The organism is Pseudomonas sp. RC2C2 (assembly GCF_018390435.1).
Lineage (GTDB): Bacteria > Pseudomonadota > Gammaproteobacteria > Pseudomonadales > Pseudomonadaceae > Aquipseudomonas > Aquipseudomonas donghuensis.
Map to the genome: position 1 here is coordinate 1,759,921 of NZ_JAHBAX010000001.1, position 14,198 is coordinate 1,774,118.

Below are 14,198 nucleotides of genomic sequence, written 5' to 3' on the forward strand. Positions count from 1 at the left end.
GCCGCCATGCCCTGCGCCCTTCAGCAACTGACCCTCGACAACGGCCTGCAGGTCAGCCTGCGCCATGCCCCGCAGCTCAAGCGTTGTGCGGCGGCGGTGCGGGTCCAGGCCGGCAGCCATGACGCGCCACGAGCGTGGCCGGGGTTGGCGCACTTTCTCGAGCATCTGTTTTTTCTCGGCACTCAACGCTTCACGCTGGAAGACGGCCTGATGCGCTACGTGCAGCACCACGGCGGGCAGGTCAATGCCAGCACCCGTGAGCGCACTACCGAGTTCTTCTTTGAAGTGCCTCAGGCCGCGTTTGCCGGTGGCCTGGAGCGCCTTTGCGACATGCTCGCGCACCCGCAGTTCGGGCTTGAGCGGCAACTGCGCGAACGCGAAGTGATCCATGCCGAGTTCATTGCCTGGTCGCGCAACGCACAAATGCAGCGGCAGTTTGCCTTGCTTCAGGCGGCCGGCCGCGAACATCCCTTGAGCGCTTTTCAGGCGGGCAATCGTTACAGCCTGCAGGTCCAAAGCCCGGCGTTCCAGGCGGCCCTGCGAGATTTTCATCAGCGCTTCTATCAGGCCGGGCAGTTCACCCTGAGCCTGAGCGGGCCGCAGAGCCTTGCACAGCTGGAGGCGCTGGCGCGTCGATTCGCGCATGTGTTCAGCGCCGGGACGACAGTGCAACAGGCGCTACCACCGAGCTTCAACGGCCAGGCGCCGCTGCTGATGGGTGACAAGCGGCAACTGGATGTGTTGTACCCGTGCGACAACCTTCACCCAGGCGTTGAGCAGGCCATCGACTTTCTCGCAACCTGGTTGAGCGACACCCGGCCTGGCGGGTTATCGGCGACGTTGCATGAACGGGGTTGGCTGGAGCATTTCGAGTTTTCATCGCTCTACAGCTTTGCCGGCCAGGCCCTGCTGCATGCAGGCCTGAAGCTCAACGATGCAGCCAGCGTCGATCAGGTCCTGGCCCTGCTGAGCGACTGGCTGGCGTTTTTGCGCAGCGCCGACCTGAGCGACATCAACCAGGAATACGGCCGATTGCAGCACTGTCGCGAACAGACCGCCAGCGCCTTGGAGCTGGCTCGCCGCGATAGCACCGGGCAACACTTCAAGGCACTGGATGAGCAAGGGTTTGCAGCGCTCGAACGGTTGCTCGACACCCTGCTCGATGGCCAGGCGCAAACACCGCTAGAACCCTGGCGACTGCCCGCTGCCAATCCGCTGCTGAAGATAACGCCTGTAAGCGTTCCTGCCACCGCAGCGCCCGACGGCCTGACCCTGTCTCCTCTGCTCCCACCCATACGCCAGCACGGCGTTGTCTACCTGCGCTGGCAACTGACCTCAGCCTTACGTGAGCGCCTCTGGCAGGTGCTCGATCGGGCCCTGCAACCACTGCGCGAACAGGCAGCCCAGGCTGGCGTACACCTGCACTGGAGTGCCTGCGACACCTACTGGCAGTTGCGCTGCACCGGTAACGGCGCCGTGGTGCCCACGGTTATCGACCATGCGCTGGCAATCCTGCGGCTGCCAGCGAGCCAAAGCTGGACACCCGCCGCCGCCGAGCAACCCGATTCGATGCCTATCCGGGCCCTGCTCAGGCAGTTACCGGAGCACGTGCTGGGCCGCGTGGACGAGCCGTTACCGGCCTGCACCATCAGCCAGAGCAATCTTGATGCACTGTGGGAGTATTCAACCTGGCAGGGGCTCTCGAGCGGTTTCGGCTTTACCGAACAACAGGCACTGAATCAGGCTCTGGGGAAGGTGCCTGGGCGCGCAGGCAAGCAGCTTCCCCCCCGAATAGAGGCTTTACGCCGCTGGCAAACGCTGCCGCCGCCGGCCAGCGAACACGCGCTTTTGCTGTTTTGCCCGGTCCCGATCGAACACCAAGCCGCTGCCCGACTCTTTGCCCAGCAGTTGCAAGGGCCGTTCTATCAACGGCTGCGAGTCGAGCTGAATTTGGGCTACGCGGTGTTCAGCGCCTTCCGTCAGATTGAAGGCTGCAATGGCCTGCTGCTCGGCGTGCAGTCGCCGTCGGCCAGCCATGCCGAGATCATCGGGCATATCCAGGCAGTGCTCGATGCCCTGCCTGCCACGCTGAGCTGCAGCACTGCGGATAAACAGGCACTGGCCGCGCAGTTCGACGAACAGGCCATGGCCAACAATGACGTTGCCGAATGGGCCTGGCAGGCACATCTGGCAGGCCAGCAGCAGCCGTTGTTGAGCGATCTGCAAGCGGCGATCCTGGCAGTCGAGATGCCGCAACTGCAGCGCCTGGCCCGCCAGACGAGCCAGGCCGAACAAGGCTGGCTGTGCCTGGCCAATGGTCCGGCGCCCACTGGAAACTGGCACTGACGCTGGCGATTCTTACCGTCCCTGTAACGACGTTTATCTTAGATTTAACCATTCAGTTCGTATTTTTTTAGTAAGATAGCGCAATCTCGGCTATGGGAACCCCTCATCTGGAGGGTGGACTAAATAAGTAGCTGGCAAACCCCAGACCTATCCGGAAGGAGTAATCCCATGTGGACCAAACCTGCTTACACTGACCTGCGTATCGGCTTTGAAGTGACCATGTATTTCGCAAGCCGCTGAGCCTGCTTGCGGTACAACGCCTCGGTCCGCCGGGGCGTTTTTATTTCAGCACGCGGCAGGAGTGGCCATGTACATCCAGATTCTAGGTTCCGCCGCCGGTGGCGGGTTTCCGCAGTGGAACTGCAACTGCGCAAACTGCAAAGGCTTTCGCGACGGCAGCTTGCGCGCCACGGCGCGTACCCAGTCATCGATTGCCCTGTCTGACGATGGCGTTCACTGGGTACTGTGCAACGCCTCGCCGGATATTCGCGCGCAGCTGCAAAGTTTTGCCCCCATGCAACCGGCCCGCGCCCTGCGTGACACCGGCATCAACGCCATCGTCCTGCTCGACAGCCAGATCGACCACACCACCGGTCTGCTCAGCCTGCGCGAAGGTTGCCCGCACCAGGTCTGGTGCACCGACATGGTCCATCAGGACCTGAGCACCGGCTTCCCGCTGTTCACCATGCTCAGCCACTGGAACGGCGGCCTGCAATGGAACCGCATCGAGCTTGAAGGCAGCTTCGTCATCGACGCCTGCCCGAACCTGCGCTTCACCCCCTTCCCGCTGCGCAGCGCCGCACCGCCCTATTCGCCGCACCGCTTCGACCCACACCCGGGCGACAACCTCGGGCTGATGGTCGAGGACCTGCGCAGCGGCGGCAAGCTGTTCTACGCCCCGGGCCTGGGCCAGGTCGACGCCAAGCTGCTGCAGATGATGAGCGAGGCCGACTGCCTGCTGGTCGACGGCACCCTGTGGGAGGATGATGAAATGCAGCGCCGCGGTGTCGGCACCCGCACTGGCCGCGAGATGGGCCACCTGGCGCAGAACGGCCCAGGCGGTATGCTCGAGGTACTGGAAAGCTTCCCGCGCCAGCGCAAGGTGCTTATCCACATCAACAACACCAACCCGATTCTCGACGAGGACTCGGCCGAACGCGCCGAATGTGCCCGGCGCGGCGTCGAAGTGGCCTTCGACGGCATGAGCATCACCCTCTAGGAGCCGACATGAGTGACGCCAAACCGCTGTCCCCCGCCGAATTCGAACAGGCTCTGCGCGCCAAGGGCGCCTATTACCACATCCATCATCCCTACCATGTAGCGATGTATGAAGGCCGTGCGAGCCGCGAGCAGATCCAGGGCTGGGTCGCCAACCGCTTCTACTACCAGGTCAATATTCCGCTGAAGGATGCCGCGATCCTGGCCAATTGCCCGGACCGCGAAATTCGCCGCGAATGGATTCAGCGCCTGCTCGACCATGACGGCGCTCCCGGTGAAGACGGCGGCATCGAAGCCTGGCTACGCCTGGGCCAGGCTGTCGGCCTCGACCCGGAGCAACTGCGCTCCCAGGAACTGGTGCTGCCCGGTGTGCGTTTCGCCGTGGATGCCTACGTCAACTTCGCCCGCCGCGCCAGCTGGCAGGAAGCGGCCAGCAGCTCGCTGACCGAACTGTTCGCCCCACAGATCCACCAGTCGCGCCTGGACAGCTGGCCACAACACTATCCGTGGATCGACCCGGCCGGCTACGAGTACTTCCGCACCCGCTTGGGCCAGGCCCGGCGTGACGTCGAGCATGGGCTGGCGATCACCCTGCAGCACTACACTACCGTTGAGGGTCAGCAGCGCATGCTGGAGATCCTGCAGTTCAAACTGGACATTCTCTGGAGCATGCTCGATGCCATGAGCATGGCCTACGAACTGAACCGCCCGCCGTACCACAGTGTCACCCGCGAAAGGGTCTGGCACAAAGGAATCGCCTTATGAGTTTCGATCGCACGCACGTCCCGGCCTGGCGCCCGGGTTATCGCTTCCAGTACGAACCGGCACAAAAGGCTCATGTGCTGCTGTATCCGGAAGGGATGATCAAGCTCAACGAGAGCGCCGCGCTGATCGGCGGGCTGATCGACGGCCAGCGCGATGTGGCCACGATCATCGCCGAGCTGGACAAGCAGTTCCCCGGTGTACCCGAGCTCGGTGACGACATCGAGCAGTTCATGGAGGTGGCCCGTGCCGAACACTGGATCGAGCTCAAATAACCTGCCGGCAACGCCCGAAGTCGGCCTGCCGCTGTGGCTGCTCGCCGAGCTGACCTACCGTTGCCCGCTACAGTGCCCGTACTGCTCCAACCCCCTGGACTTCGCCGCCCAGGGTCAGGAACTGAGCACCGAGCAGTGGTTCAGGGTCATGGCCGAGGCGCGGGAGATGGGCGCGGCGCAATTGGGGTTTTCCGGTGGTGAGCCGCTGGTGCGCCAGGACCTTGCCGAACTGATCGGCGAAGGCCGGCGCCTGGGCTATTACACCAACCTGATCACCTCCGGCATCGGCCTGACCGAACAGAAGATCGCCGCCTTCAAGGAGGCCGGGCTGGATCATATCCAGATCAGCTTCCAGGCCAGCGACGAACAGGTCAACAACCTGCTGGCCGGCTCGAAGAAGGCCTTCGCGCAGAAGCTGGACATGGCCCGGGCAGTAAAAGCCCATGGCTACCCGATGGTGCTGAACTTCGTCACCCATCGGCACAATATCGACAAGATCGATCGCATCATCGAGCTGTGCGTGGCCCTGGAAGCCGACTTCGTCGAACTGGCTACCTGTCAGTTCTATGGCTGGGCGCACCTCAACCGCGTCGGTCTGCTGCCAACCCGTACCCAGCTCGAACGCGCCGAGCGCATCACCAACGAATACCGGGCCAAACTGCAGGCCGCCGGCAACCCCTGCAAGCTGATCTTCGTCACCCCGGACTACTACGAAGAGCGCCCCAAGGCCTGCATGAACGGCTGGGGCAGCGTGTTCCTCACCGTCACCCCGGACGGCACCGCCCTGCCCTGCCACGGCGCCCGGCAGTTGCCAGTGCAGTTTCCCAATGTGCGTGAGCACAGCATGCAGCACATCTGGTACGACTCGTTCGGCTTCAACCGCTTTCGCGGTTATGACTGGATGCCCGAGCCATGCCGCTCCTGTGACGAGAAAGAGAAGGACTTCGGTGGCTGCCGCTGCCAGGCGTTCATGCTCACCGGCGACGCCAGCAATGCCGACCCGGTTTGCGCCAAGTCGGCCGAGCACGGCATCATCCTCAAGGCTCGTGAAGACGCCGAGCATGCCCACCAGACCATCGATGAGCTGACCTTCCGTAATGAGCGAAACTCCCGTGTCATTGTCCGCGGCTGAGCGTTTCAGCGCCGCCCAGGCGGTCGCCGCCGGTACCGATTTTGCCGAGCTGCGGGTGACTGCCCAAGGATTGTTCTGGAACGAATTTCGCCCCAGCGATGGCGCCTGCCGGATCTGGCACTGGCGCGATGGCCTGGCCCGTTGCCTGACGCCCAATGGCTTCAGCGTACGCAGCCGGGTCTATGAGTACGGTGGCGGCAGCTTTTGCCTGAGCGACGATGGCCTGGTGTTCGTCAACGAGGCCGACCAGCAGCTGTATACCCAGGACCTCAATGGCGGGTTGCCGCAGCCGTTGTCCGAGGGCGTGCGGCGCTACGGTGATCTGCGCTGGGCCAACGGGCAGGTGCTGGCCGTGGAAGAAAGCCATGGCCCCGGGGCAGTCGCACATCGCCTGGTCGCCATCGCCAAGGGCAGCCGTGAAGTGCTGGCCGAGGGCGCCGACTTTTACGCCTCACCAACCCTGAGCGCCGATGGCTCGCGCCTGGCCTGGATTGAATGGAGCCGCCCCGAACAACCCTGGACAGCAACCCGGCTGCTTTGCTGCCAACGCCAGGCAGAGGGCCAGTGGGGCACGCCGTGCTGCATCGCCGGTGAAGAGGGCCCGCAGCAATCCCTGCAACAACCCCGCTTTGACGCAGCCGGTCGTTTGTATTGCCTGTCCGATCGCAACGGCTATTGGCAACCCTGGGGTGAGACGGCAACAGGCTGGAGCCCATTGCCAGCCGCCGCTGCCGACCATGCCGGAGCGCCCTGGCAACTGGGCGCCAGCACCTGGCTGCCGCTGGACGAGCAGCGCTACCTGGCAAGCTGGTTCGATAACGGCTTCAGCCGCTTGGGCGTCTGTCATCTCGATGGTTCGGTAGAGGACTACAGCACAGACTACAGCCGCTTTCGCTGCCTCGACCTGGACGAGCAGCACCTCTATGCCATTGCCGCGTCGGCCATCAGTCCACCCGCCGTCATCGCCATCAATCGCCACAACCATAAGGCCCAGGTACTGGCGGGCGGAGCCTTGCCACTGCCCGCCGAACGCATCAGCCGCCCGCAGGCGCTGCGCTATCCCAGCGGTGATGGCATCGCCCATGGCTTTTTCTACCCGGCCATGAACGGTGACGCGCAGCCGCCGCTGCTGGTGTTCATCCATGGCGGCCCGACCTCCGCCTGCTTCCCGGTGCTCGACCCGCGCATCCAGTACTGGACCCAGCGCGGCTTTGCCGTGGCCGATCTCAATTACCGCGGCAGCAGCGGCTACGGCCGTGACTATCGCCAGGCCCTGCACCTGCGCTGGGGAGAGATCGATGTCGAAGATGCCTGCGCGGTGGTCAGCCACCTGGCCGAGCGCCAACTGATCGACCCGCAGCGAGCGTTTATCCGCGGCGGCAGCGCTGGTGGCTACACCACGCTCTGCGCCCTGGCGTTCCACAATGTGTTCCGTGCCGGTGCCAGTCTGTATGGCGTCAGTGACCCGCAGGCCCTGGCCCGGGCCACGCACAAGTTCGAAGGTGATTACCTGGACTGGCTGATCGGTGATCCCGTGGCGGATGCAGAACGCTATCAGCGACGCACGCCGTTGCTGCACGCCTCGAACATCAAGGTGCCGGTGATCTTCTTCCAGGGCGAACTGGACGTTGTCGTGGTGCCGGAGCAGACCCGCTCGATGCTGGACGCCCTGCAAGCCAACGGCATTCACGCCGAAGGGCATTTCTACCCGTCGGAGCGCCACGGTTTTCGCACGGCGAGCAACCTGGCGCATGCGCTGGAGGAGGAGTGGAAGTTTTATCGGCGGGTGCTGGAAGGCAGTTAGATCGCTATCGCGGGTCAAGCCCGCGCCCACAGAACCTGTAGGCGGCAGACAAAAAAACGCCCCAAGCCAAAAACAACAGGCCCGGGGCGATGCGCAGGAACGCGAGACGGTTCGGAAAATTCGTTAGCGCGGTGTATTGATCAGGCCGTGGCCTCGCGCCGCTGGTTTTGCTGCGCCGCATGGACACGGGCGAAGGCTCGGGCCAGGCGCAGGAGCATCTCGTCGATGTTGCCCTTGCTCACTGTCAGCGCCGGGGAGAAACGCAGCACGTCGGCTTGCGGGGCATTCAGTAGCAAGCCTTCCTGCAAGGCGGCCTGGACCAGCTCGGCGGCATTGTCTTCGCTCAGTTGCAAAGCCCAGAGCAGCCCCTGGCCGCGCACCTCGACCTGGCCATAGCGACCGGCCAGACGGCTCAGGCCGTCGCGCAGGTGGCGCCCGGAATCCTGCACATGCTCGAAGAAGCCCGGCTCCAGCACGGTCTCCAGCACCGCCAGGCCCGCCGCACTCATCAATGCATTGCCATGGTGGCTGCCTTCCAGCTCGCCGGCCTCGGCGCAGCAGGCGCTGCCACGAGCCAGCAGGGCCGCCAACGGAACACCACCGCCCAAGCCCTTGCCGAGAGTGAGGATGTCGGCGCGCACGCCATACAGCTGTTCAGCGAGCATCGCCCCGCAGCGGCCGACGCCGGTCTGCACTTCATCGAGAATCAGCAGGATGCCCAGTTCGCGGCACAGCCGCTCGACACCCTGGAGATACGCCTGGGTCGCTGGAATCACGCCTGCTTCGCCCTGGATCGGTTCGAGCATGATTGCCACGGTGCGCGAATCGACCGCCGCATGCAGCGCCTCAAGGTCGTTGAACGGCACCTTGCTGAAGCCCGGCAACCCCGGCTCGCAGCGGTTGCACGGCGAGGGGTCGGAAGCCGACAGCGCGCCCAGGCTGCGGCCATGACAGCTCTGGCTGGCAGTGATGATGTGATAGGCGCCGTTGCGGTGCAGTTGGCCCCATTTGCGCGCCAGCTTGATCGCTCCTTCGCAGGCTTCGGCGCCGCTGTTGAGCAGGTAGGCCTGATCACTGCCGGTGCTTTCGCACAGGCGACTGACCAGGTTCAACAGGCCGCGGTTATGAAAACCCGCGCCCGGATTGATCAGCGCCTGCGCCTGGCTGCCCAGGGCTTTGACCAGCACACTGGGGCTGTGACCGAGGCTGTTGACCGCGCAGCCCTGGGTAAAATCCAGATACGCGTGGCCTTCGCTGTCCCACAGCCATGAACCCTGGCCACGGACGAACACCTGTGGCGCGCGCTCGACGGCGGGCATCAGGTATTCGCGCGACACGGCTTGTGCAGGTTGCGCCACAACGGCTGCGACCTTGCGCTCGGCCACGGCCGCAGCCGGGCGGCGCAGGTTGAACAGGTTCATGCGCGCAGCCCCTCGAGCGGCAGGCCAAGCAGACGCGCGGTCCAGTCTTCGACCTGACCGGTACGCAGACGCTTGATCGCGATATCGCGCCAGCGTGACGAGAGTGCCGGACAATCCACCAGCTTTTTCAAACCTGCATGCTCCAAAGGCTCACGGTAAAAAGTGCGCAGTGCCCAGGCCACGGTCAAGCCCGGATAACTACGTTGAATCAGTTCAAAGGGCTCATCGGCGCTGACGAAACCAGGCTTGAGCACCCGGTAGAACCAACCACAACGGCCACTGTCCTGCGCCTGTTGCGGCAGGTTCGGCAAGCCCCAGCGATGGCTCAGGCGATAGCACGGCGAGCGCGGCTGACTGACCTGCAACAGCGCCCCGCCCCAGCGGAACAAATCGCCCAGGCACACCTGGTGTTCATCCAGGCCGCGGGTCGAGAGGTTTTCGCCGAAACCCGGGGCGCGCCAATCGATCTGTGGATAACGTTGCCGCCACCAGGCGTAGTGCTCGGCCGGGTAATGGTGCAAAGCCCGTTCAGGGCCGGTGTGAAAGCGTGGGTCGCCGTGTTCGTCGCTCCCCAGCCCCTGTGGCCATAACCACAACCGTCTTGCAACCTCCTGCTTATCGATATCAGTCAACAAGCCATGCCCAAGGTTTTTTGCCTTGCCTATGTAAACGCCATCCACATACACGGTATTCATCGCGCCTTCTGGCCCTGTAAACCTTGTGAATACGGGATAGACTAGGCTTCTTGCAGGCTAACGGCCATTTGGTTTTTCGAGCATTTTTGATAAGTAACTCTTATGGATTTTCGCCAACTGCGTTATTTCGTCGCGGTGTATGAAGAAGGCCACGTTGGCCGGGCCGCCGAGCGCCTGTCACTGTCGCAACCGGCGCTTTCGCAGCAGATCCGCCAACTTGAGCAAAACCTCGATGTGAGCCTGTTCGAGCGCGGCAACAAGCGCCTGTTGCCGACCCTGGCCGCGCACACCCTGTACAACCACGCCCTGCCCTTGCTCGACGGCCTGCAGCGCGCTCGCGAGGCACTGCGCAACTTCAAGGGCCAGGCGTTGCGTACCCTGGCCATTGGCGTCCTGCAAACCGTGCGCCCAAGCCTGGTACCGCAGCTGCTCGACCGGGTGCGCAAGGCGCAGCCGCATCTGGTGGTACAGATCTACGAACTGTCGGGCCTGGAAATCGAACGGCGCCTGCTCAATGGCAGCCTGGACATCGGCATCAGCTACCTGCCACCGCGCCAGCCAGGCCTGCATGGGCTGTTGTTGTACGAAGACGAACTGCAATTGGTCATCCCCAATACCCATCCCCTACGTGAATTCAAGAAGGTCTCGATGAAGCAGGCTGCCGAGCTGCCGATGCTCTTGCTCGGCGAAGAATTCCAGGTGCGGCAGATCTGGCAGTCGCAACTGGCCAACCTGGGCCGGCGGCCGCAGGTGCAGGCCGAGATGAACAACATGGGCGGGATTCTCGACAGCCTGGCGCATACCTCACTGGCAACCGTGTTGCCGGGGCGCGCCAAGGAAGTGGTCGAAGATGACCAGGAACTGCTGTGGAAGCCGCTGAGCGAGCCGCGAGTGCCGCTGAAGATCGGCCTGGTGTTTCGCGATGCGCAGCGCCAGCAGGCGTCGGTGGAGCTGCTGCGCAATCTGCTGGAAGAAGAAGCCGACCCGCGGCAGATCGGGGGGTCGCCGCTGGATGTGCTGGGCTGAGGTCAAATCGCAGGCAAAAGAAAACCCCGCCGAAGCGGGGCTTTGCAGACTGTTTCCCTGACATCCTTTTCGCCCCACCATCCTGGCAGGAATCCTTCGTGTCCGTGTTCTGTACTTTGCGCTTCCTGCGCTACGTCCATGTAAGAAGATTAACTGTGGATCCAATCTTTCGATAGAGGCGAAAAGTCACCACGTAATGTAAGAGAATGCTTACAAACTACTATCACGCTCAAAACTGCGCGGCATCCAGCAAGTACAGCGACTCGCTACCGGCTTTAACCGAAGCGCTGAGCGAGTGGATACGCGGCAGCAAACGGGCGAAATAGAAGCGTGCGGTGCCCAGCTTGCTGGCATAGAAGTCGTCTTCGCCTTGCTTGGCCAAGGCCGTACGGGCCATCAGCGCCCACATGTAGGCATAAGCGGTATAGCCGAATGCCTGCAGGTATTCCACCGATGCCGCGCCGATTTCATTCGGGTTGTTTTTGGCCCGATCCAGCACCCAGGCGGTCAGGTCGTCGAGGTTGTCCAGGGCTGCATTGAGCGGTTTGACGAATTCACCCAGGTCGCTGCCGGCGCTGGCGGTGAAGTGACGGATTTCGTCGGCAAACAGCTTGTACAGCGCGCCGCCGCTACCGACCACCTTGCGCCCCATCAGGTCGAGGGCCTGGATACCGTTGGTGCCTTCGTAGATCTGGGTGATGCGCACATCACGTACCAGTTGCTCCTGGCCCCACTCACGGATGTAACCATGGCCGCCGAACACTTGCTGGCCATGTACCGCCGACTCCAGGCCCAGGTCGGTGAGGAATGCCTTGGCTACCGGGGTCAGCAGCGCCACCAGCTCTTCGGCGCGTTTGCGCGTGTCGGCGTCTTCGCTGAACTTGGCGGTATCCAGTTGCATCGCGACATACGTGGAGAACGCTCGCCCGCCTTCATTGAGAGCTTTCATGGTCAACAGCATGCGCCGTACATCCGGGTGGACGATGATCGGGTCAGCGACCTTGTCCTTGGCTTGCGGGCCGATCGGCGCACGGCTCTGCAAGCGGTCGCGCGCATACTCGATGGCGTTCTGGTAAGAGCGCTCGGCCGAGGCCAGGCCCTGGATACCTACGCCCAGGCGCTCGTAGTTCATCATGGTGAACATCGCCGCCAGGCCCTTGTTCGGCTCGCCGACCAGGTAACCGACCGCATCGTCGAAGTTCATCACGCAGGTGGCCGACGCCTGGATGCCCATCTTGTGCTCGATCGAGCCGCAGTTGGCCGGGTTGCGCGCACCCAGGCTACCATCGGCGTTGACCAGGAACTTCGGCACCAGGAACAGGGAAATGCCCTTCGGCCCGGCGGGCGCGTCCGGCAGCTTGGCCAGCACCAGGTGAATGATGTTCTCGGTGAGATCGTGTTCGCCACCGGTGATGAAAATCTTCGTGCCGCTGACCTTGTAGCTGCCATCCGCCTGCGGCTCGGCCTTGGTGCGGATGATGCCCAGGTCGGTGCCGGCGTGAGGCTCGGTCAGGCACATGGAACCGGCCCAGACGCCGGCGTACATGTTCGGCAGGTACTTTTCCTTCAGCGCTTCGCTGGCGTGGGCATTGATCGACAGGCAGGCACCAGCCGTCAGCATCGGGTACAGGCCAAAGGCCAGGCTGGACGAGTTGACCATTTCCTCGACCTGGGCCGAGATCACTTTAGGCATGCCCATGCCGCCATAGGCAGGGTCGCCACCGACGCCAACCCAGCCGCCTTCGGCGTAGGTTTTGTAAGCCTCGATGAAACCGGCCGGGGTACTCACCGCGCCGTTATCCCAGTGGCAACCTTCTTCGTCACCACTGCGGCTCAGCGGCGCGATGCTCTTGCTGGTGACCTTGCCGGCTTCTTCCAGCACCGCCAGGGCGGTGTCTTCGTCCACCGCTTCGGCAATACCGGGCAACTGCGCCCAGAGCTTGGAGACTTCGAAGACTTCATTGAGGACGAAGCGCATATCGCGCAGCGGCGCTTTATAGTCAGCCATGGCAACCTCTCATATTAGAGTCGGGGACGGCCTGCAGGGCCGCGTCACTGTTATGCAGCCAGTGTACCCGAACAACTTTTGCGAGACATAGGGTCATCTGGCGACTGAATAGTCTATTTCGGTCACGCCATGCGTACCGCACCACGCCTGGCCTGAACGCCGTAAGCCATGACGCAGTTACGGCCGGCGCCCTTGGCGCTGTACAGAGCCTGGTCGGCAGACTTGAGCACTTCGTCGGGTGAGCGATGATCGGCCAGGCGCTCACTGACGCCGATACTGATAGTCACCGACACACTGGAAGCCGCCGACGCGCCACGGCGCTGGCGCCCTTGCTGGTCGTCATGGGGACGGCTGTCCTGGTTGCGCAACTGGATGTTGTAGTTGGCGATCACCTCACGCACGGCCTCAAGATGCGGCATGCACTCTTCAATGCTTTTGCCGGCGAACACCACGGCAAACTCCTCACCACCATAACGATAGGCCCGGCCGCCGCCTGTGACCTTGGAAAGCTTGCTGGCCACCAGACGCAGCACCTGGTCGCCAACGTCGTGACCATGGGTGTCGTTGAATTTCTTGAAGTGATCGACGTCGGTCATCGCCAACACATAATTGCGCCCCAGGCGCTGCATGCGTTCGTTGAGCGCGCGACGGCCGGGCAAACCGGTCAGCTCATCGCGAAAGGCCATTTGATAAGCCTCATGGGACACCGCCGCGGCAATCATCAGCATCACCTGGCTGCACATGATGTTCAGGGTAAAGGGCAGGATGAAGGTCTTGGGCAGCATCCAGAAGATACCGATCAGGCCAATCACCTGCGCCGCATGCAAGGGCCTTGGCTGGCGCAGGTACTGCACCACCAGCAGGATGAACGCGCAGAAGAACACCGGGTAGGCCAGCTGGATCAAGCTCATCCATTGGCCGTGCAATGACGGCCAGCGAATCTCTGCCAGCCAACCGAGCAGGGCCTGGGGGAAGCTCTGCTCCAGGCCCAGGGCGACGCTGCCGACCGCCAGCAGCACGGCAAAGCGCGCGACCATGTCCTGGAACAGGTGCGTACGCTCCTGCCACGCGCCATACAGGGCAAACATCAGCGGCAACAGCAGGCAGACCAGGTGGAACACCACTGCCGCATCTTCTCGGACCCGGCCATTGTCACGGTAGAAATCAGTCTGGGTATCGAGCAGGAAGTAGGCGATATACACCGTGATCATCAGAAACAGTTCACGCTGGCGGCGGTACACGGCGCAGTAGGCGCCGCCCAGCAACAGGACCAGAGTGGGCAGGACATTGAACAGCGACGTGAAGAACACATTGAGGTCTCTCACGTAAGCGGCCGCGAGCCCTGACACCAGCAGACAGGCTGAAGGCAGGAAGTGGCTCAGGCGTACAGCGGATAAACGAAACAAGGGTAATCTCCGACCCGGCAGATCAATAATGGCATTGTGCCTTTAATGTATCGGCCGCACACATGAATAGATGAATTCACTTGGTCGGAACGGTGGGGTGGGAGC

At 62.9% G+C, this 14,198-nt stretch carries 12 protein-coding genes; 8 read left to right on the forward strand and 4 right to left on the reverse strand.

The annotated features are described in order from the left end of the window. Positions 1-6 precede the first annotated feature (6 nt). The 7 genes from pqqF (at position 7) to KHO53_RS08225 (ending at position 7,537) form a co-directional block, all read left to right on the forward strand. On the forward strand, positions 7-2,346 hold the full coding sequence (pqqF, locus tag KHO53_RS08195; protein ID WP_213570179.1) for a pyrroloquinoline quinone biosynthesis protein PqqF: 2,340 nt from the start codon (positions 7-9) through the stop codon (positions 2,344-2,346). Positions 2,347-2,514: 168 nt separating this feature from the next. Then, positions 2,515-2,586, forward strand: coding sequence for a pyrroloquinoline quinone precursor peptide PqqA (gene pqqA / locus KHO53_RS08200; protein ID WP_008365141.1), 72 nt, complete (start codon positions 2,515-2,517; stop codon positions 2,584-2,586). A 67-nt stretch (positions 2,587-2,653) separates the two neighbouring features. After that, complete coding sequence (pqqB, locus tag KHO53_RS08205) at positions 2,654-3,565, forward strand: pyrroloquinoline quinone biosynthesis protein PqqB (protein ID WP_036995044.1); 912 nt, start codon at positions 2,654-2,656, stop codon at positions 3,563-3,565. An 8-nt stretch (positions 3,566-3,573) separates the two neighbouring features. Next, complete coding sequence (pqqC, locus tag KHO53_RS08210) at positions 3,574-4,329, forward strand: pyrroloquinoline-quinone synthase PqqC (RefSeq protein WP_010221421.1); 756 nt, start codon at positions 3,574-3,576, stop codon at positions 4,327-4,329. Next, positions 4,326-4,601 (forward strand): pyrroloquinoline quinone biosynthesis peptide chaperone PqqD, encoded by a 276-nt coding sequence (gene pqqD / locus KHO53_RS08215; protein ID WP_036995043.1) that lies wholly within the window; start codon positions 4,326-4,328, stop codon positions 4,599-4,601. Before pqqC ends, pqqD begins: the two co-directional genes overlap by 4 nt. Then, the gene (gene pqqE / locus KHO53_RS08220) at positions 4,573-5,733 is read left to right on the forward strand and encodes a pyrroloquinoline quinone biosynthesis protein PqqE (protein WP_213570180.1); all 1,161 of its coding nucleotides are present in this window, start codon (positions 4,573-4,575) and stop codon (positions 5,731-5,733) included. The genes pqqD and pqqE overlap by 29 nt, the downstream gene beginning before the upstream one ends. Further along, positions 5,699-7,537 (forward strand): S9 family peptidase, encoded by a 1,839-nt coding sequence (locus KHO53_RS08225; protein ID WP_213570181.1) that lies wholly within the window; start codon positions 5,699-5,701, stop codon positions 7,535-7,537. The genes pqqE and KHO53_RS08225 overlap by 35 nt, the downstream gene beginning before the upstream one ends. Before the next feature lie 140 nt (positions 7,538-7,677). Here KHO53_RS08225 and KHO53_RS08230 read toward each other — a convergent pair whose 3' ends face one another. Next, positions 7,678-8,958 carry an aspartate aminotransferase family protein gene (locus KHO53_RS08230; protein ID WP_010221416.1) on the reverse strand — a complete coding sequence of 427 codons (1,281 nt, stop codon included), beginning with the start codon at positions 8,956-8,958 and terminating at the stop codon, positions 7,678-7,680. Next, a complete protein-coding gene (locus KHO53_RS08235) occupies positions 8,955-9,653 on the reverse strand; it encodes an MOSC domain-containing protein (RefSeq protein ID WP_026001208.1) in 699 nt (232 codons plus the stop codon). The genes KHO53_RS08230 and KHO53_RS08235 overlap by 4 nt, the downstream gene beginning before the upstream one ends. A gap of 102 nt (positions 9,654-9,755) precedes the next feature. On the opposite strand from KHO53_RS08235, the gene KHO53_RS08240 reads away from it, so the two are divergent. Further along, a complete protein-coding gene (locus KHO53_RS08240; protein ID WP_010221414.1) occupies positions 9,756-10,679 on the forward strand; it encodes a LysR family transcriptional regulator in 924 nt (307 codons plus the stop codon). Positions 10,680-10,908: 229 nt separating this feature from the next. Here the strand turns inward: KHO53_RS08240 and KHO53_RS08245 are convergent, their stop codons facing one another. Both KHO53_RS08245 and KHO53_RS08250 read right to left on the reverse strand, forming a co-directional pair. Further along, on the reverse strand, positions 10,909-12,687 hold the full coding sequence (locus KHO53_RS08245; protein ID WP_213570182.1) for an acyl-CoA dehydrogenase C-terminal domain-containing protein: 1,779 nt from the start codon (positions 12,685-12,687) through the stop codon (positions 10,909-10,911). Between the two features lie 122 nt (positions 12,688-12,809). Beyond that, positions 12,810-14,093: a GGDEF domain-containing protein gene (locus KHO53_RS08250; protein WP_026001207.1), complete on the reverse strand. Its 1,284-nt coding sequence runs from the start codon at positions 14,091-14,093 to the stop codon at positions 12,810-12,812. Positions 14,094-14,198: the final 105 nt, after the last annotated feature.